Origin of the sequence: Paractinoplanes ferrugineus, from assembly GCF_016862195.1 — a bacterium.
Classification (GTDB): Bacteria; Actinomycetota; Actinomycetes; order Mycobacteriales; family Micromonosporaceae; genus Actinoplanes; species Actinoplanes ferrugineus.
In genome coordinates, this window is sequence record NZ_BOMM01000063.1 from 23,601 (window position 1) to 42,178 (window position 18,578).

At 69.4% G+C, this 18,578-nt stretch carries 15 protein-coding genes; 9 read left to right on the top strand and 6 right to left on the bottom strand.

What is annotated here, in order from left to right; genetic code table 11:
• Nucleotides 1-60 precede the first annotated feature (60 nt).
• From Afe05nite_RS34510 to Afe05nite_RS34540, 7 genes are all read left to right on the top strand, one after another.
• The gene (locus Afe05nite_RS34510; RefSeq protein WP_203821488.1) at nt 61-1,503 is read left to right on the top strand and encodes an Hsp70 family protein; all 1,443 of its coding nucleotides are present in this window, start codon (nt 61-63) and stop codon (nt 1,501-1,503) included.
• A 694-nt stretch (nt 1,504-2,197) separates the two neighbouring features.
• The gene (locus tag Afe05nite_RS34515) at nt 2,198-3,220 is read left to right on the top strand and encodes an ABC transporter permease (RefSeq protein WP_203821489.1); all 1,023 of its coding nucleotides are present in this window, start codon (nt 2,198-2,200) and stop codon (nt 3,218-3,220) included.
• Nucleotides 3,221-3,252: 32 nt separating this feature from the next.
• Nucleotides 3,253-4,995, top strand: a complete 1,743-nt coding sequence (locus Afe05nite_RS34520; RefSeq protein ID WP_203821490.1) for an ABC transporter substrate-binding protein — start codon at nt 3,253-3,255, stop codon at nt 4,993-4,995.
• Between the two features lie 116 nt (nt 4,996-5,111).
• Nucleotides 5,112-6,089, top strand: a complete 978-nt coding sequence (locus tag Afe05nite_RS34525) for an ABC transporter permease (protein ID WP_239118413.1) — start codon at nt 5,112-5,114, stop codon at nt 6,087-6,089.
• A gap of 32 nt (nt 6,090-6,121) precedes the next feature.
• The gene (locus Afe05nite_RS34530) at nt 6,122-7,210 is read left to right on the top strand and encodes an ABC transporter ATP-binding protein (RefSeq protein WP_203821491.1); all 1,089 of its coding nucleotides are present in this window, start codon (nt 6,122-6,124) and stop codon (nt 7,208-7,210) included.
• Nucleotides 7,211-7,223: 13 nt separating this feature from the next.
• Nucleotides 7,224-8,285 (top strand): ABC transporter ATP-binding protein, encoded by a 1,062-nt coding sequence (locus Afe05nite_RS34535; protein ID WP_203821492.1) that lies wholly within the window; start codon nt 7,224-7,226, stop codon nt 8,283-8,285.
• Nucleotides 8,285-8,908, top strand: coding sequence for a carbohydrate-binding protein (locus tag Afe05nite_RS34540; protein ID WP_203821493.1), 624 nt, complete (start codon nt 8,285-8,287; stop codon nt 8,906-8,908). Before Afe05nite_RS34535 ends, Afe05nite_RS34540 begins: the two co-directional genes overlap by 1 nt.
• On the opposite strand, the gene Afe05nite_RS34545 is transcribed toward Afe05nite_RS34540, so the two are convergent.
• Nucleotides 8,883-9,284, bottom strand: a complete 402-nt coding sequence (locus Afe05nite_RS34545) for an Hsp20/alpha crystallin family protein (protein ID WP_203821494.1) — start codon at nt 9,282-9,284, stop codon at nt 8,883-8,885. The two genes, Afe05nite_RS34540 and Afe05nite_RS34545, sit on opposite strands and share 26 nt — an antisense overlap.
• A 105-nt stretch (nt 9,285-9,389) precedes the next feature.
• On the bottom strand, nt 9,390-11,342 hold the full coding sequence (locus tag Afe05nite_RS34550; protein ID WP_239118414.1) for a S53 family peptidase: 1,953 nt from the start codon (nt 11,340-11,342) through the stop codon (nt 9,390-9,392).
• 132 nt (nt 11,343-11,474) lie between these two features.
• Here Afe05nite_RS34550 and dinB point away from each other — a divergent pair, with 132 nt between their 5' ends.
• Nucleotides 11,475-12,659, top strand: coding sequence for a DNA polymerase IV (gene dinB, locus Afe05nite_RS34555; protein WP_203821496.1), 1,185 nt, complete (start codon nt 11,475-11,477; stop codon nt 12,657-12,659).
• A gap of 32 nt (nt 12,660-12,691) precedes the next feature.
• Here dinB and Afe05nite_RS34560 read toward each other — a convergent pair whose 3' ends face one another.
• Nucleotides 12,692-13,261 (bottom strand): TetR/AcrR family transcriptional regulator, encoded by a 570-nt coding sequence (locus tag Afe05nite_RS34560; RefSeq protein ID WP_203821497.1) that lies wholly within the window; start codon nt 13,259-13,261, stop codon nt 12,692-12,694.
• A 100-nt stretch (nt 13,262-13,361) separates the two neighbouring features.
• Between Afe05nite_RS34560 and Afe05nite_RS34565 the strand changes: the two genes are divergently transcribed.
• Nucleotides 13,362-14,327, top strand: a complete 966-nt coding sequence (locus Afe05nite_RS34565) for an NADP-dependent oxidoreductase (RefSeq protein ID WP_203821498.1) — start codon at nt 13,362-13,364, stop codon at nt 14,325-14,327.
• Here Afe05nite_RS34565 and Afe05nite_RS34570 read toward each other — a convergent pair.
• The 3 genes from Afe05nite_RS34570 to Afe05nite_RS34580 form a co-directional block, all read right to left on the bottom strand.
• Nucleotides 14,311-15,357, bottom strand: a complete 1,047-nt coding sequence (locus Afe05nite_RS34570) for a LacI family DNA-binding transcriptional regulator (protein WP_239118415.1) — start codon at nt 15,355-15,357, stop codon at nt 14,311-14,313. The two genes, Afe05nite_RS34565 and Afe05nite_RS34570, sit on opposite strands and share 17 nt — an antisense overlap.
• A gap of 95 nt (nt 15,358-15,452) precedes the next feature.
• Nucleotides 15,453-17,192, bottom strand: coding sequence for a discoidin domain-containing protein (locus Afe05nite_RS34575; protein WP_203821499.1), 1,740 nt, complete (start codon nt 17,190-17,192; stop codon nt 15,453-15,455).
• Between the two features lie 159 nt (nt 17,193-17,351).
• Complete coding sequence (locus Afe05nite_RS34580) at nt 17,352-18,560, bottom strand: MFS transporter (protein ID WP_203821500.1); 1,209 nt, start codon at nt 18,558-18,560, stop codon at nt 17,352-17,354.
• Nucleotides 18,561-18,578: the final 18 nt, after the last annotated feature.

The following is an 18,578-nucleotide window of genomic DNA, read 5'->3' on the forward strand; positions in this document are numbered from 1 at the left end:
TGGTGGCCAGTGGGCGGCTCGGTACGTTGACTGACAGTGAGCGGGTCATAGGGGGCGGCCTTGACCGAGCGCAGTGATCTGGTCGGGCACCGAGACTCGGCCGGTGCCTACCATCCGGTGATCGGGATCGATCTCGGCACCACCTCGTGCACGATGTCCGTCTGGGACGGCGCCGAGCTGATCGTCATCCCGGTCGACGGCATGTCCACGCTCCCGGCCGTGGTCGGGCAGAACCAGGCCGGCCAGATCGTCGTCGGGCGACTCGCGGGCGGCGACGCCCGGCCGCAGATCGACGGGATCAAACGTGAGCTCGGCAGCACCGAGCGGCTCCGGCTGCGCGGCCGGCAATACCGCCCGCCGGAGATCTGCGCGTTCCTGCTGATCGAGCTGAAACGGCAGGCCGAGGCGTATCTCGGCGGCCTGGTGCACGACGCGGTGATCACCGTCTCCGGCTCGGCCGGCGAGACGCAGCGCCGGGCGATCCGGGAAGCGGCGGGCCTCGCCCAGCTCAACGTCCGGCGGCTGCTCGACGACCCGGTGGCGGCCGCGGTGGCGCTCGGCACCGGCGACCGCGAGCGCACCTACGCGATCTACGACCTCGGCGGCGGCACCTTCGACACGGCCATCGTGCGGATCGGGCGCGAGCGGGTGGCGGTGTTCGGCGCCGCCGGCGACCCCCGGCTCGGCGGCGACGACTTCGACGAGCACATCGTGGGGTACGCGTTACGCCAGATCCGCGAGCGCCACCACGTCGACCTGAGCCGCGACGAGCACGTCCGCCGGCGGATCCGGCGGGAGGCCGAGCGCCGGAAGCGGGAGCTGTCCACGGCCGAGACCACCGTCCTGGAGTTGCCGCTGCTGACCGCGACGGTCAGCGCGAGGGTGCCGCTGTCCCGCCGGGCGTTCGAGGCGATGATCGAGGCCGACGTGACCAAGTCGCTGGGCTACCTGACCGCCGCGCTGGCCGCGGCCGAGCTGGACCACGGCATCCGCCGGACCGGCGTGGACCAGGTCATCCTCTCCGGCGGCTCGACACGCATCCCGTCGATCCGGGCCCGGCTGGCCGACTATTTCGGTCTGCCGGCGGACGGCGTGCGGGCCGACCTCGACCCGGCCGAGCTGAACGCGCGCGGGGCCGGCCTGATCGCCCGGGAATATCAACCGGCGCTGTCGTTCGAGGGTCTGCGTCCCGGCCTGCTCAGCGCCAACCTGCGGCTGCGGGCCGAGATGGCCGACCCGTCCCCGGCGGTGGCCGACAACGCCGAGCCGGGCCCGCTCGACCTGCTGCCCGGGGTGCCGGCCGAGACCCCGGCCGATTTCCGTCCGGTGGCGGTCGCCGCGTACGGCCTGCTGGCCACCACGCTTGACGGCGGCCGGGTCCGGTTGCGGGCGGCCTACCTGGCGTTCGTCGGCGCCATCCAGGCGGCGGCGCCGGACAGCCGGCTGGCCGAGCTGGGGGAGCGGCTGTCGGCCGAGTACCGCGAGCCCGCTGACCCGAGCTGAACGGGACCCGTGGACCGGCGGGGTGCGGAGCCGGCCCGGGTGGGTGCCGGAGCGGACCGCAGAGATCATCACCGATCCGGCTCCGACCGGCTTCGTAACGTAGGGAAGACGTCGGTCTAAGTCCTCGGAATGGCCGGGAATGGCACCCGATTCGTAATCGGAATGGCCGGGTGTCCGGCGGCGGGTCCTATCGAACGGGCGCGCCCGGCAGCGAAGATCACCGGAGAACCGTGCCCGTCGGCCCCCTCGGACCGACGATCCCGCCCCCTCCCGACCGTTCCGCCGTAGATCTTCCTTGTGAGAGCGCTCACAACCGAAGGGCGCCCCGGTCCGCCTCGCCAAGATCGACATCTAGGTGAAACCGGACTGAAACAGCTGGCGTTCAGCCCACGGTCGCGAGTTTGATAACTTTGCGCAACAGTACGATTGCCCTTTGAGTTGTGATAACGGACAAATAGGACTCGAATAATCGCCGGAAAGGGCGTTTTTGCCCGGCGGATGGTAGTTCATGCACCGCGGAGAGCATGCCCTCGGTGATATGGATGACCAGGGGCTTTCAGCTGGCTGTTATTCATTCGATGCGTCAACTCATTTCCTACGGACGATTTCCGGGCTACCTTCCCAACCGCAGCATCCGAATACCTCTCGCGCACGGCGCATGTGAGGGTGTGTCGTTCGATGGAGGTGATTGGTCGTGGAACCGCTGATCGAAGAGGCCGCGCTGGAGAACAAGGGCGCATCGCTCGACGCGATGACCGCGCCCACAGGCGAGGCCAAGAAGGTCAAGACCCAGCACCGGTCGCCGACCCAGATCGCCCTTGCGCGGTTGCGCAAGGACCGGGTCGCGATGCTCTGCCTCGGGATCTTCGCCTTCTTCGTGCTCATCGCGGTGTTCGCCCCGCTTCTCGCGAAGCTCGAGGGCCAGGACACCACAACACTGCACCAGGACCTGCTCGACGATTACGGGTTCCCGACCATCTCCGCCACCAGTGAGCACTGGTTCGGCATCGAGCCCCGGCTCGGGCGCGACCTGTTCGCCCGCTTCGTCTACGGCGCCCGGCCGTCACTGATCGTGGCCGTCACGGTCACCGTGATCACCGCGTTCGTCGGCGTGGTCATGGGCCTGCTCGCCGGCTTCATGGGCGGCTGGATCGACCGCGTCATCTCCTGGGTCATCGACTTCGTCCTGAGCCTGCCCTACCTGCTGTTCGCGATCGCGGTGCCGGCGGTGATCCTCACGCTGTTCGTCGAGGACGCCACGACGGCCGACACCTCAGAGGTCACCCGGGCCCGGTTCTTCTCGCTGATCCTGGTTCTCTCCTTCTTCGGCTGGGCCAGCCTGGCCCGGCTGATCCGCGGCGAGGTTCTGTCGCTCCGTGAGCGCGAGTTCATCGCGGCCGCCAAGGTGCTGGGTGTGCCCACGCGCAACGTCCTGTTCAAGGAACTGCTGCCGAACCTGGTGGCGCCGATCATCATCTCCACCTCGCTGGCTCTTCCCAGCTACATCGTCGCGGAGGCGGGTCTGACCTTCCTCGGCGTCGGACTGGTCGAGCCGACCCCGTCGTGGGGGCTAACGATCAGCAACGCCACGACGTACTACCGGGCCGACCCGCTCTACCTGTGGCTGCCCGTCCTGGCGATCAGCATCCTGGTGCTGGCGCTGAGCCTCCTCGGTGACTCGATCCGAGACGCTTTTGATCCCCGCACCCGACGGTGACCCCGTCGACGCATTGTTTAGGAAGAGGAGATATGGCAAGGCGCTTCAAGGTGGCCGTGGCGGCGACAGCCGCCGTGGCGATCGGTTTGTCGGGCTGTGGCAGCCCGTCATCGAAGAGCGACACCGGTAAGGCGGACACCGGCAAGATCTCGGCCCAGCAGGCCGCGACCGACCCGAACGCCAAGGGCCCGGCCGAGGAGGCGAAGGACGCGAAGAAGGGCGGCACGATCTCGATCGTCGCCCAGACCACGCCGTCGACCCTCGACCCGACCGATACGTACTACACCGACTCGAACGAGATCGAGAAGCTGACGTTCCGTACGCCCACGCAGTACGACATCCGTGACGGCCAGCCGGTGCTCGTCCCCGACCTGACCGACCTCGGTACGGTCTCGGCGGACAAGCTGACCTGGACCTTCAAGATGACGAGCACGTTCAAGTACGAGGACGGCACCGACGTCAAGGTCGACGACCTGGCGTACGCGATCAAGCGGTCCTTCGCCCACGACGTGTACCCGAACGGCCCGGCGTACCAGCTGTCCTACTTCAAGGACGGCGACAAGTACAAGGGCCCGTACGCCGACGGTGACACCTACGCCGGTGTGGAGACCCAGGGCACCGACACCCTGATCATCCACCTCGCGAAGCCGTTCGCCGACCTGCCGTTCTACATGACCTTCGCGATGTTCACGCCGATCCCCAAGGCGAAGGACACCAAGCAGGACTACAAGAACCACCCGATCTCGACCGGTCCGTACATGTTCGACCAGTACGTCGCCGGCACCTCGCTGACGCTGAAGAAGAACCCGTACTGGGACGCCAAGACCGACCCGGTCCGCCACCAGTACGCCGACGCGTGGAGCTTCAAGTGGGGCGGCGAGCTCGTCTCGCTGCAGCAGAAGGTGCTCAACTCGGCCGGTGACGACGCCAACTCGCTCGCCTACGACGAGGTCGACGCCTCCCTGGTCCCGCAGCTGACCGGCGACAAGGCCAAGCAGCTGATCAAGGGCGAGAGCCCCTGCCTCTACGTGCTCAACATCGACACGCGGAAGATCCCGGACATCAACGTCCGTAAGGCGATCGCCAAGGCGTACCCGTACGACGCGCTGTCCAAGGCGAACGGCAACAACGACTACACCGCCGAGCCGGCCAGCACCTTCCTGCCTCCGGGCGTTCCGGGCCACACCAAGTACACCCCGTTCCCGGACCTGACCGGCACGGGTGCCGGTGACGCGGCCGGCGCCAAGAAGCTGCTGACCGACGCGGGCAAGCTCGGCTTCGAGCTCAGCTGGTACTACGACAACACCAAGCCGATCTCGCAGCAGATCTCCAACATCCGCGCCGACGCCCTCACCAAGGCCGGCTTCAAGGTCAAGGCGATCGGTGTCACCACCGCCGACCAGCGTGCCAAGATCTCCGACTACGACGCTCCGGTGAACCTGGCTCAGGGCCCGCGCGGTTGGTGCTCGGACTGGCCGACCGGTTCGTCGTGGCTGCCCGTCATGTTCGAGTCGAAGGCGATCGCCGAGGGTACCGCCTGGGGCTTCCTCCAGGACAAGACCCTGGACAAGAAGATCGAGGACGTCGCGAACCTGCCGACCGACCAGGCGACCGGCAAGTGGGCCGGCCTCGACCAGGAGATCATGGGCCAGTACGTCGCCCTGCCGTGGTACTACACCAAGATGGCCGTCGTGTCCGGCACCAACATCGGTGGCGCCGTCGGCGACGCGACCGTGGGCATGCCGTTCTTCCCGGACCTGTACCTGAAGAGCTGACCTAGTCAGTTCTCGGCCGGTGGCCCGGCCGCTCCGGCGGCCGGGCCACCGCTCACTCTCCGCAGCGCGTTTCTTCTCCTCACCTGCCCCGATCTCAATCCACACGAGGTGCCGCCGTGCTGTTTTACATCCTGCGACGCGTGGTCAGCGCGATCTCGGTCGTGATAGTCACGGTGGTGACCAGCTTCCTGCTGTTCTTCGTCGCTCCGACCGACCCGGCCGGTGTCATCTGCGGCCCGAAGTGCACGCCCGACCGGCTGGCCGACATCACCCGCAGCCTGGACCTGGACCAGCCCGCGAGCGAGCAGATCCTGCTCTACTTCAAGGGCATCGCGGTCGGCCGCGACTACAGCACCGGCGGCGTGACCCGGCACTGCGCCGCGCCCTGCCTGGGCTACTCGTACGTGCTCGGTGTCCCGGTGACCCAGCTGCTCGCGAACGCGGTCCCGGTCACCCTGTCGATCGTCGTCGGCGGCGCCACCATCTACCTGCTGTTCGGGGTGTTGATCGGAACACTCGCGGCACGTGTTCGAGGAACGACTCTCGACAAGGCAGCGGTCGGCACCTCGCTGGTGATCGGCTCGGTGCCGTACTTCGTCGTCGCTCTGATCATCGCCCTGTACGCCACGTTCCTGCCCAAGTCGCAGTACGTACCGTTCTTCGACAACCCGATCGCGTGGGCCGGCGGTCTGCTCTCGGCCTGGCTCTGTCTGGGCCTGACGAACTCCGCCTCGTACACCCGGTATTCCCGCGCCTCCATGATCGAGGCGCTGGGCCAGGACTTCACCCGGACGGCCCGGTCGAAGGGCATTTCCGAACGGCGCGTGGTCTACCGGCACGGCCTGCGGGCCGCGATGACCCCGGTCATCACGATCTTCGGTGTCGACGTCGCCTATCAGCTGGTCAACACCATCTTCACGGAGCGCATCTTCCAGCTCCCCGGGCTGGGCATGCGCCTGCTCAACGCGTTCAACCAGTACGACCTGCCGGTCCTGATGGGCGGTGTGGTCGTCGGCGCGACGGTCCTGGTACTGATGAACCTGGCGGTTGACATCTTCTACACGGTCCTCGACCCCCGGGTGCGGCTGGGATGAGCACCGACCCGAACATTCCCCAAGGCGGCAACATGACCGATCAGACTGTCCGGTCCCCCCAGACCGTCGCCCGTACGCCACGGACCCGCGCCGAGGGCGAAGAGGCCTACCTCGAGGTCACCGACCTGCACGTCCAGTTCCCCACGGCGGACGGCAAGGTGAACGCGGTCCAGGGCCTGAGCTACGCCCTGCCGCTGCGGCGCACGCTCGCGATCGTCGGCGAGTCCGGCTCCGGCAAGAGCGTCTCCAGCATGGCCATCCTCGGCCTGCACGACCGCAAGTCGACCTGGATCTCCGGGTCGATCAAGGTCGGCGGCAAAGAGGTCGTCGGCATGTCGGAGAAGGACCTGATGGACTACCGCGGTGCGGACGCCGCGATGATCTTCCAGGACCCGCAGTCGTCGCTGCACCCGTTCTTCACCATCGGCGACCAGATCATGGAGTCGTACCGGGCGCACCACAACGTCTCGAAGCGGGTGGCCAAGGCACGCGCGATCGACATGCTCGGCCGGGTCGGCATCCCCAACCCGGCGCGCCGGGTGGATCAGTACCCGCACGAGTTCTCCGGTGGCATGCGCCAGCGCGCCATGATCGCGATGGCGCTGGTCAACGACCCGAAGCTGCTGATCGCCGACGAGCCGACCACGGCCCTCGACGTGACCGTGCAGGCGCAGATCCTCGACCTGATCGCCGACCTGCAGCGCGACTTCGGTTCGGCGGTCGTGTTCATCACGCACGACCTGGGCGTGGTGGCCGAGATCGCCGACGACATCCTGGTGATGTACGGCGGGAACGCGGTCGAGCACGGCCCGGTCGACAAGATCCTCGGTACGCCCCTGATGCCGTACACGTGGGGCCTGCTGGAGAGCATCCCGGCGGTGTCCGGCACGCCCGGTCCGCTGCACCCGATCCCCGGCTCGCCGCCCAGCCTGCTCGCCATGCCGAGCGGCTGCGCCTTCCACCCGCGTTGCGAGTTCAAGGACCGGGTGGCCGGCGACCTGTGCCGCACCCTCAAGCCTGAACTGATCCCCCGGACCGCTGACCAGGGCCGCTCCTCGCGGTGCCACCTGAAGGAACCCGATCGGGTGTTCGAGACCGAAGTCCTGCCCCGGCTGCCGTAAGAGGATCGTCACGATGACCGCTGCTACCAACCCCGCCACGTCGGGCGTCAAGAGCGTCCCGGGTGCCCCGCTGCTCGAGCTCGAAGACGTCAAGATGCACTTCCGCACGAAGGGCGACGGCCTCCTGGCCCGCGGCACCAAGTGGGTGCAGGCCGTCGACGGCGTCAGCCTGACCGTGCAACCCGGCGAGACGGTCGGCCTGGTCGGCGAGTCCGGCTGTGGCAAGTCGACCACCGCCCGGCTGATCACCCGGTTGCTCGAGCCGACCGCCGGCAAGATCAAATATCAGGGCGTGGACATCGCGCACATGTCCGAGCGGCAGCTCCGCCCCTACCGCCGCGAGATCCAGCTGATCTTCCAGGACCCCTATTCGTCGCTGAACCCGCGGCACACCGTCGGCACCATCGTCGGCACCGCGCTGCGGACCCACGGCATGGTGGCCAAGGGCGGCGAGCTGAAGCGGGTGCAGGAGCTCCTCGAGGTCGTCGGCCTCAACCCGGAGCACTACAACCGCTACCCGCACGAGTTCTCCGGCGGTCAGCGGCAGCGCATCGGCATCGCCCGGGCCCTGGCCGCCCGGCCGAAGATCATCGTGGCCGACGAGCCGGTCTCGGCGCTCGACGTGTCGATCCAGGCCCAGGTGATGAACCTGCTGGAGAACCTCCGCAAGGAACTGGGCATCGCGTTCGTCTTCATCGCCCACGACCTCGGCGTGGTCCGGCACTTCTGCGACCGGGTCGCGGTCATGTACCTCGGGCGGATGGTCGAGGAGGGGCCGCGCAACGACCTCTACGAGCAGCCGCAGCACCCGTACACCCAGGCACTGCTCTCCGCTGTGCCGGACATCGCGGTGGTTCGCGGCGTGCCGCCGAAGACCCGCATCCGGCTCGTCGGCGACGTGCCCAGCCCGGTCGACCCGCCGTCCGGCTGCCGCTTCCGCACCCGGTGCTGGAAGGCGCAGGACATCTGTGCCACCCAGGACCCGGCGCTGGAGGTCAAGCCGACCGGCACGACCACCGTGGCCTGCCACTTCGCCGAGCCGCCGGTCGAATCGATCGTCGCCGAAGTGGTCTAGTGGCAGTTCCGCCCCCGCCGCCCCCGTCGGTCTATCGCACCCGGGCCTACCGCACCCGCCAGCGCGTTCTCCTCGCGCTGGGTGCGGTGGGCCTCGTGCTGCTCGGCTATCTGATCGGCCGCTGGCAGGACACGCCGGCGCCGGCCATCGCCGTGCCCGCGCCGCCGCAGACGTCCGCCGCTGCTCCGTCGGTGGCGCCGGCCACGTCGGCACCACCGGCCCCGACCGTCTATCGGACGCTCCAGGCCGAGAACGCGAGCGCCCTGTCCGGCATCGACTCGCAGGACACCGAGGACCAGGGCGGCGGCAAGAACGTCGGCTGGATCGCCGCCGGCGACTCGATGCGCTTCGACAACATCGAATTCGGTCCGGTCGCGGCGACCAAGCTGCTGGTGCGGGTGGCCACCGACGCGGACAACGGGCGGATGGACGTACGCCTCGACAACGCGACCGCCCCGCCGATCGGCACGATGCGTGTCACCAAGACCGGTGGCTGGCAGAGTTGGCGTACCGACGAGGTGACCCTCACCCCCGTCACCGGTACGCACACCGTCTATCTGACGTTCGCCCGGGACGACGGGGGCGAGTTCCTCAACATCAATTGGCTGCTGTTCCAGCACTGACCTCGACGCGCGGCTCGGCCTTCGGCTTGACCGGGATGCTCAGCGTGAGCACGCCGTTCTCGTAGCGGGCGTCGAGGCGGTCGGTGTCCAGCGTGTCGGACAGGAAGACCTGGCGGCTGGCCGGGCCGGTCGGGCGCTCGGCGACATCCCAGTGCACGTCGTCGCCCTCGAGCTGCTTGCGCTCGGCGCGCACGGTCAAGATCTTGCGGTCCACCGTGATGTCGATGCCCGCCGGGTCGACGCCGGGCAGGTCGATGTCGATGTGGAAGGTTTCGTCGATCCGGTACGCGTCGAGGCGCGCGCCGTTACCGGTGGAATCGAAGACGCGGGCCGTGAGCTGGTTGAGGTCACGGACAGTCGCGCTACGGGGCAGCATGGATGGTTCCTCTCGAGGTGAGCCGGTTGCGCTCAAGTCGGAGAAACCTGGAGTCCGACGCCGGAATTCCCCGGGGTGGCGCGACACACCACCCCGGGGAAAGCCCTACTTGAAGAAGGCCGGACCCGGCACACCCACACCGGTCTCGGCGTCGTAACCGCGCGTGCTGTGGATGGTCGTCGTCTGCACGTCGACCGTCTGCAGCAGGTACTGCAGGCCACCCGACTTGTCCTCGGTGTTGACGAAGTTGACCCGGACCTGCTGGACCGGCCGCTTCGGCGCGACGATGTCGGTGATCGCGGCGGTGCCGGCCCGGCGGTAGTAGGCCGGGTTGGCGAAGCCCACCGGGTGGTGCAGCTTCTGACCCTGCACCGCCTGCAAGCCCGCCAGCAGCGGCGAGGCCAGGCTGGTGCCGCCGATGCGGTACTCGTCGTAGTACGTGCCGTCGGTGAACGTCTGGGTCTGGCCGACCACGAAACCGGTGTTCGGGTCGCCCGGCATCGCGATGTCCGGGACGGTACGCATCCGGGTCGCCCCGAAGTACTTCGAGATCGAGTCCGGCACGATGCCGCGCTGGTAGAACGGCTGCTCGAACAGGATGCTCGTGCCGCCTCCGCCACCCGACGAGTACGCCGCGTCGCCCCAGCTCTTGCCGTCGGTGGACAGCGGGGAGTAGGCCGACTGCCAGCCGTGCTCCCAGACCCGCTTGCCGTTCTTGTCGATGCCGACGCTGGTGCCGCCGACCCCGGTCACGTAGGGCAGGTCGGCCGGGAAGTCGACGGTCTTGAGGGCGGGCTGGGTGCCGCCCTTGGTCTCGTCGCCGTTGTCACCGCTGGAGAAGTCGACGGTGATGCCGGTCAGCGCGGCCTCCAGCGAGAACTGCTGGTAGAACGCGATGTAGTCGGCGCCGAGGTCGGCCACCTTGTCGGTGCCGTTGCCCCACGAGTTGGTGACGATGTCGGCCACGTGGTTGTCGATCGTGGCCGCCCACGCCTCGTCGAGGCCCGTCGAGCAGTCGGCGCCACCCACGTAGACGATGTTCGCGCCCGGGGCCATCGAGTGCACGGCCTCGATGTCCAGGGTCTGCTCGCCGTACCATCCGGCGCCGCCGCACTCGTCGATCAGGTCGTACCCGTCCGGGGCCGGCGTGATCTGGGAGAACTGCTGACGGCCGAAGGCCGGCAGGCCATGCTTCTTGTTGTACGTCTTGAGGTCCTGCACGATCGTCGGCGAGGCGAACGCGTCGGTGACCGCCACGGTGATGCCACGGCCGTCGACGCCCCGCTTGATCAGGTCGCTCACGCCGTACGCCGACTGGTACTGCTTCGGCTGGTAACCACACACCACGTAGGGCTGCTTCTTGCCGTTCGAAGCGGGCTGCCCGGTCGCGGTCTTCTGGCCGTAGTAGGACGAGCAGGGCCGGCCGGGCCGGAAACCGGTGTCCGGGCCGGGCAGGGTGTCACCGGGGGTCTTGAGCGCCTGGCCCTGGTCGATGCCGAGGACGCCGGAGACGGCCCCGACGACCGAGGTCGGGGTGTTGTCCGGCAGCGACAGTTCGGTGCTGTTCGCGTGCACGGTCTTGCCCAGGTACGAGTAGTCCTTCACGGTCGTACCGAAGACTTTGTTGATCTGTGCGGTGGAGCCGGACGCCTCGACGTACATGCCGCCGACGGTGTTTCGCAGTGCGAAACCCTGCCCCTGGAGCCAGGTGCGAACCGCGTCCACATCGGTCTGAGCCGGCGCGAAGCGGGACTTGAACTGCGCCGTCGTGAGCCACTGGCCGTAGCTGGCGCTCGACGGGTCGGACAGCTTGGCGAGGGTGGCCTCGGCCGACGCACCGTCACGCAGCTTGAGAAGGATGCCGAAGGGGATGGACTCGGCGGCGGCGGGCGCGCCCCCGGTCGCCTTCGCCCGAGCCAGCCAGCGCGGCTGGCTGCCGTTGAGGAGGTGCCGTCCGGGACGGGCCGCGGCGGTGGCCGGACCGGCTCCGAGGATCGAGGCGGCGGCGGTGCCTAATGCGACAACCAACGCCAGCCCCGACCGCGTGGATCTATTCACGTTGCCTCCAGTGAAACGGATGAACGACCCCACATAACGCCCGTCGATGTCCATCGGTCAATACCCAGCGCCTGCATTGATGGATGTCTTCGCAGCTCAGAGCCTTGCTACCGATCGAACACGTGTTCTAATATGCTCTGCGTGGCGATCCTGCACGCGGATCTTGACGCGTTCTACGCGTCGGTCGAACAGCGCGACGACCCGGCGCTGCGCGGGCGCCCCGTGCTCGTCGGCATGGGCGTGGTCCTGGCCGCCAGCTACGAGGCCAAGGCGTGCGGCGTCCGCACCCCGATGGGGCTCGGCCAGGCCCGCGCGCTCTGCCCCCGTGCCGTCGTGGTGCCGCCCCGCATGGCCGCCTACTCGACCGCCAGCAAAGCCGTGTTCGAGATCTTCCGCGACACCACCCCGCTCGTCGAAGGACTCTCCATCGACGAGGCCTTCCTCGACGTCACCGGCCTCCGCAAGATCCGGGGCTCGCCGCGGGACATCGCCGCCCGGCTCCGCGCCGACGTGCGCGACAGGGTCGGCCTGCCGATCACGGTCGGCATCGCCGGCACCAAGTTCCTCGCCAAGGTCGCCAGCGGGGTCGGCAAGCCGGACGGTCTGCTCGAAGTGCTCCCCGGCACCGAACTCGACTTCCTGCACCCGTTGCCGGTCGAGCGCCTCTGGGGCGTCGGCCCGGTCACCTCGGCCAAACTGCGCGAACACCGCATCAACACGGTCGGCGACGTGGCCCGCGTCGGCGAGGCGGCCCTGGCCACCATGCTCGGCCCGCACGGCGGCCGCCACCTGCACGCGCTCTCCCAGAACCGTGACCCGCGACGTGTCCGGGTCGGGCACCGCCGCGGCTCCATCGGTTCGCAGTGCGCCCTGGGCCGCCGCCCCCGCCCCTTCACCGAGATCGACGCCACCCTGGCCGCCCTCGTCGACCGGGTGACCCGCCGCATGCGCGCCGCCAACCGACCCGGCCGCACCGTCACCTTGCGCCTGCGCTTCGACGACTTCAGCCGGGCCACCCGCTCCCGCAGCCTGCTCAAGGCCACCATGCAGACCCGGACCGTGCTCGACACCGCCCGCGCCCTGCTCACCGAGGCCCGCCCGCTTATCGAGACCCGCGGCCTGACCCTGGTCGGCCTGGCCATGAGCAACCTCGACGCCGACGGCACCAGTCAGCCGTCGCTGTTCGACGACGTGTCGGACGACCGCCTCGACGTCGCCATGGACGCGGTCCGCGACCGGTTCGGCTCGACCGCACTGACCCGGGCCGCCACGCTGGGCCGTTACCTCAACCCGTCGGTGCCGCTCCTCCCCGACTAGCCGCCACCGCTCCGCGCGCTCCGCTTGCCGGGTCAGCGCGGTGGTCGGAGGCCGTCCATCAGCAGGTTCAGCAGGCGGGCGGCGCCGGCTTCGCGGGTCGGCCGGGGTGCCACGGTGAAGATGCCGACCAGGGCGGCGGCGACGTCTTCGGCGGTCACGTCGGGGCGCAGGTCACCCGCGCCGCCGCCGGCGTCGAGGATCGTGGTGATGGCGGTCAGCAGTTCGGTCCGGGTCTGCGCGTGGGCGATCTCGCCTGCCTGGACCATCGACAGCAGGGTGTCGAGCATGCCGTTCTTGGTGGCGATCCAGTCCCCGAAAAGGTCCATCCAGCGTCGCATCGCGGCGGCCGGGGGGAGTTCGGCGAGCAGGTCACGGGCGCCTGCCGTGAGCCTTACGACCTGGTCGCGATAGACCGCGTCGACCAGGGATTCGCGGGTCGGGAAGTGCCGGTAGAGGGTGGCGATGCCGACACCGGCCTCGCGGGCGATCGCGCGCATCGACGGCTCGGTGTCGGCGGCCATGAACACGCGGGTGGCCACGGCGAGCAGCTGGTCGCGGTTGCGGGTCGCGTCGGCCCTCGGCGTACGGGTCTCCGGCTCCATCAAAACGGATCACGCTCCGGTTGTGCTAGCTTCGGTCGAGCAAACGGAGCATAGTCCGTTTCGGCTTGCCGGAGTGAGGTGCGGCGGAATGGAGCGGGAGATGTCCGAGACGAGCAGGGTGGTCAGGCTGGAGTCCTTCGGCGGCCCCGAGGTGCTGCGCCTTCGAGAGGTGGCCGCGTCGCAGGCCGGACCGGGGGAACTCCGGGTGCGGGTCAGCGCGGCCGGGCTCAACCCGATGGACTGGATCATGGTCGCCGACGCGGCCACCGCGACCCGGTTCGGGCTGAACCTGCCGGCCGGGTTCGGGACCGACTACGCGGGAATGGTGGACCAGGTCGGTGCCGGGGTGACCGGGTTCGCCCCGGGAGACCGGGTGTTCGGCGGCGCCCTGTCCCGCGCGGTCGCCGACTTCGTGGTGGTGAAGGCGGCCGGGGACACGGCGGCGAACGAGGCCCATCACACCCCGGACGAGGTCGACGACCGCACCGCCGCCACCCTTGCGATAGCGGGTCGCACCGCGGCCGCCGCCCTCGCCGTGGTCGACCCCGGCCCGGGTGACACCGTGCTCATCGGCGGGGCCGGGGGCGGGGTCGGCGTGTTCACGGTGCAGTTGGCCCGGCTCGCCGGGGCGCGGGTGATCGGCACCGGATCGGCGACGTCGGCCGATTTCCTGCGCGGTCTCGGGGCCGAGCCGGTCACCTACGGCACCGGCCTGGCGGACCGGGTGCGGGCCGTCGCGGCCGGCCGGGTCGATGCCGCGATCGACCTGCATGGGACGGAGACCGCATCCGCGGCCCGCGAACTCGGCGTCCCGGCTGAGCGGATCTGCACCATCGCCGCTCAACTCGACGGAGTGCCGGCGGCCAACGGTGCCAACGCCCCCGCCGGTGCCCTGGCGGAGATCGCCGGCCTGATCGCCGCGGGCCGGCTCCGGGTGCCGATCGCGGCGGGCTTTCCGGTCGAGCAGATCCGCACCGCGGTCGAGCTGCAGGCCGGCCGGCACGTGCCGGGCAAGATCGTGATCGATCTCGGCCGTCGCCAGGGGCGGCTCAGGCGGACTCCCTGATCACCAGGGAGGGCTGGAAGGTCACCGAGCGGGGCAGGCGGCCGGGGCTGGCGATATGGGCCATCAGGACCTCGGCCATCTCGGCGGCCATCTCCTCGACCGGCTGGCGGACGGTGGTCAGCAGAGGCCGGCAGTCGAGGGCGGCGCTGCTGTCGTCGAAGCCGACCACCGCGATGTCGTCGGGGACGCGGCGGCCCAGGTCCTGCAGGGTGCGCAGGGCGCCCTCGGCCATCAGGTCGTTGGCCACGAAAAGTCCGTCGATGGCCGGGTGGGCGGCCAGCAGTTCGCGGGCGGCCGACTCGCCGCCGGCCCGGGTGAAGTCGCCCTCGATCGACGGAACCGAGGAGAAGCCGCGGCGGGTGAGATAGTCGCGGTAACCGTTCAGGCGGTCCAGGCCGGACGGGATGTCGAGCGGGCCGCTGATCGTGGCGAGGGTCCGACAGCCCCGGTCGAGCAGGTGTTCGGCGGCCAACTGGGCGCCGAGGCGCTGGTCGACGTCGACATAGCTGACCGCGATCGGTGCCGTCGGCCGGGCCGCGACCACCGCCGGGATGCCGAGGTCGTGCACCTGGCGGGGGAGCGTGTCCTGCTCGTGGCTGCTGATCAGCAGGACGCCGTCGACGTGGCCCTGGCGCAGGTAGCGGACCACCTGGTGATGGTCGGTGGAGTCGGTCGGGATCACCACGAGGTGGATGTCGTGCGGGCGCAGGGCGCTGGTCGCGCCGGCGGTGATCCGGCCGAAGTACGGATCGGTGAAGATCCGGTTGAGGAAGCTGTTGTTGTCCGGGCGGTCGGGCTCGCTGATCACCAGGGCCACCGAGTTGGAGCGGCGGGTGACCAGGCTGCGCGCGGCGACGTTGGGGACGTAGCCGGTGTCGGCGATCGCGCGCTGGACCATCTCGCGGATCTTGGCGTCCACGCTCGGGGCGCCGTTGATCACTCGGGAGACCGTGGCCCGGGAGACGCCGGCGGCCTCGGCCACCTGGTCCATCGTCGGGTGCTGGCCACCGCGAGCCGGCCGGGAATTCATGCGGTCTGTTATAGCAGGCACGCTGAGTGAGGGCCCCCCGCCGGACGGCCGGGTGGTGGCGCCGCCGCCCGGAAAAGCGGCGGCGGCGCCGGTGCTCACTGGTAGACCCGTACGTAATCGACGAGCATCTGGGACGGGAACGGCGTGGTCGCGTCGACGTTGCCGGGCCAGTCACCGCCGACCGCCAGGTTCAGGATGAGGTAGAACGGGTGGTCGAAGACCCATGCCCCCCGGGTGTTCTCCACCGTCTCCTTGCTGGCGTAGAAGACCTGGTTGTTGTCGAGGAAGAACTTGATGCCCTTGGAGTCCCACTCGGCGGCCCAGGTGTGGAAGTCGGTGGACAGGTCGGCCGCCTTGTACGACTGGCCGTAACCGCCGCCGCCGTTGTACATCGGCGCGTGCAGCGTCGAGTACGCCGTGGTGGTGTCCTTGCCGAGGACCTCCATGATGTCGATCTCGCCGTTGTACGGCCACGGGCGGCCGGTCAGGAAGTCGGCGCCCATCATCCAGAACGCCGGCCAGAAGCCCTGACCCTTGGGCACCTTGACCCGGGCCTCGACCCGGCCGTACTGGAAGGTGAACTTGCCACCGGTGTTCATCCGGTGCGACGTGTAGTCACGTCCGCCGACGGTCTCCTTGCGGGCGGTCATCACCAGGTGGCCCTGGCCGTCCATGGCCGCGTTGTCACCGTTGGTGTAGTACTGCTGCTCGCCGTTCTGGCCGGTGCCCGGGTCGAGCGTCCACTTCGAGGTGTCGACCCGGCTGCCGGACGCGCCGTTGAACTCGTCGGAGAACACGAGACGGGACGCCGGGAAGGACGGGTCGGCCGGCTTGGCGGGCGGGTTCTGTGGCGCGCCGCCGGTGCCGTAGACGCTGAACTCCCACAGCGAGTAGCCGTAGGCGCTGCTGCGAGCGGTGCCGTACATCCGGACGTAGCGGCCGGTGCCGGTGGCGTTGATGACGTCCTTGAGCCCGTCACCGGTGGTGGTGCTGTAGATCGTGGTCCAGTTCGCGTTGTCGCCGGAAACCTGGATCTGGTACGCCTTCGCGTACGCCGGGTCCCATTGCAGGATCACCTGGCTGATCTGGGCGGTGGTCCCGAGGTCGACCGAGATCCAGCCGGGGTCGACCCAGCCGTTCGTCGAGCTGGTGGCCCAGCGGCTGGCCGGGTCGTTGTCGAACGCCTTGTCCGGGCTGCACGGGTTGCAGTTGACGTCGTTCTGCCAGGTGGAGGCGGCCGCCGGCTTGTTGTAGGAGAGCAGCCGGGCGGTGCCGGAGGCCGGCGGGGTGGTGGTCGGCGCGGTGGTCGGCGGCGGCGTGGTCGGCGTGGTCGTCCCGCCGGCGTAGACCTGGAACTCCCAGAACGAGTAGCCGTAGGTGTCCAGGGCGCGAGCGGTCAGGTTGATCCGCACAAAGCGCGCGGTGCCGCTCACCGGGATGCTCTGCTGCCCGCCCGTACCGGTGGTGGTGGCGTAGGCCTGGGTGAACGTGGAGCCGTCCGAGGAGAACTGGATCGAGAAGGCTTTCGCGTACGCCGATTCCCAGTTGACGGCGATCCGGGAGACCGCCGTGGCCGTGCCGAGGTCCACCTGCCACCACTGCGCGGCGGACCAGGCACTGGCCCAGCGGGTGCCGTTGTTGCCGTCGTTGGCCTCCGCCGCCAGGTAGGCGCCGGCCACCTCGGACGATGACGCGGTGGCCGGCTTGCCCTGCGACACGACCACCTCGGCGGCGTCGGCCCGGGTCATGGTGACCACGAAATAGGTGGCGAGCAGCCCGAGAAGGGCCAGCGCCAGGGCGAGAGGTCGGTTGCGGGCCAGGATCGGGGATGTCATGGGGTTGACTCCTGGGTCGGGGATTACGGATTCACGTCGGGGATGTCACGTGAAAGCGCTCTTTTGAAACACACTGTGAACCGCCCCCCGAACCCCTGTCAATGCCTGGTAGGGGGCTCGGGAAGCGCTTCCCAGGTCGCTCCCGGTTCCGGAACCGTTCTAACGGGAGACGGAGGAACGCTCGGCCGATAACGGAGAACGGCGAGCGGCCAGCGAGAACAGGACGGCGGCCGGCAGCAGGAAGATTCCGGCCACGGAGATCCCGGCTCCGATCGACACGCGTGAACCGACCACGCCGGCCGGCGGCCCGCCCACGACCTGCCCGAGCGCGTCGGCCTGCGCCTGGATCGAGAAGACGGTGGCCCGTGACTCGGCCGAGGTGGCGGACACCATCCAGATCGTCATGATCGGGGCGGCGGTGTCGCGCAGCAGCCGCACCACCAGGTAGAGACCGAACGCCGCCCACCACTGCCCGACCAGCCCGAAGGTGATCATGCCGGCCGCGGTGACGACCTGCAGGACGGTCATGAGCTCACCGACCCGGCGCGGGTGCGTGGTGTCCACGTACCGTCCGATCAGGCCGGTCAGCGCGATCGAGCCGAGCGCCGCCGCCATCGCCAGCCCGCCGAAGACGAGCGTCTCGTCGAAGGAGGTGAACGGCAGCAGCAGCGGCTGGCTCAACCGGTCGAAGCCCTCGCTGCTCATGCCCGCGAACAGGGTGCCGGCGACGATCCCGGCGAGCAGCGTGCTGCGCCGGACGGCGCCGACGCCGTCGGCGATCTGCCGGCCCATCGACCGCCACGAGCCGCGGGTCTCGGCCGGCGACCAGCGTTGCTCTTTCATGAAGACCACGAGGAGTACGCCGAGAGCAAGCGTGAGCACCCCACCCGCGACGATCGGCACCGCCAGGCCGAACAGGGCCAGTCCGGTGGCCGCGGCGATGCCGAGCAGCGAACCGGCCTGCCCGAGTTGGCCGCCGCGCAGGAACGCCTTGGTGACCAGCGCGGGCTCGATCTCGTCGGCCGCCCACGCCTCCTCGGCGCCGTCGACGCAGACCGCGCCGATCGACCAGATGACGTTGGCGAGAAGGATCGCGCCGAACGAGGGCAGCAGACCCCAGACCAGCAGCCCGGCGCCCATCAGGAGGTAGCCGAGGAGCACCGAGAGGCGGCGGCTGCGCAGATCGGCGATGACGCCGGTGGGCACCTGGGCGATGAAGCAGACGGTCTCCATGAGCGTGCCGACGAGCACGAGTTGGAGCGGCGAGAGCCCGATGCTCGCCTGATAGATGAGGTTGAGCGTGAACGCGGTGCGGGCGGCGAACGAGCCGAGGCCGCAGATGAGCAGATAAAGACGGTACGCAGACATGCGGAAGCATCCCGAGGG

Bases quoted from the DNA above. Each gene is read 5' to 3' on its own strand.
- Afe05nite_RS34520 (WP_203821490.1), top strand. From the start codon at position 3,253: ATGGCAAGGCGCTTCAAGGTGGCCGTGGCGGCGACAGCCGCCGTGGCG.
- Afe05nite_RS34530 (WP_203821491.1), top strand. From the start codon at position 6,122: ATGACCGATCAGACTGTCCGGTCCCCCCAGACCGTCGCCCGTACGCCA.
- Afe05nite_RS34535 (WP_203821492.1), top strand. From the start codon at position 7,224: ATGACCGCTGCTACCAACCCCGCCACGTCGGGCGTCAAGAGCGTCCCG.
- Afe05nite_RS34545 (WP_203821494.1), bottom strand. From the start codon at position 9,284: ATGCTGCCCCGTAGCGCGACTGTCCGTGACCTCAACCAGCTCACGGCC.
- dinB (WP_203821496.1), top strand. From the start codon at position 11,475: ATGCTCTGCGTGGCGATCCTGCACGCGGATCTTGACGCGTTCTACGCG.
- Afe05nite_RS34560 (WP_203821497.1), bottom strand. From the start codon at position 13,261: ATGGAGCCGGAGACCCGTACGCCGAGGGCCGACGCGACCCGCAACCGC.
- Afe05nite_RS34565 (WP_203821498.1), top strand. From the start codon at position 13,362: ATGTCCGAGACGAGCAGGGTGGTCAGGCTGGAGTCCTTCGGCGGCCCC.
- Afe05nite_RS34570 (WP_239118415.1), bottom strand. From the start codon at position 15,357: ATGAATTCCCGGCCGGCTCGCGGTGGCCAGCACCCGACGATGGACCAG.
- Afe05nite_RS34575 (WP_203821499.1), bottom strand. From the start codon at position 17,192: ATGACATCCCCGATCCTGGCCCGCAACCGACCTCTCGCCCTGGCGCTG.
- Afe05nite_RS34580 (WP_203821500.1), bottom strand. From the start codon at position 18,560: ATGTCTGCGTACCGTCTTTATCTGCTCATCTGCGGCCTCGGCTCGTTC.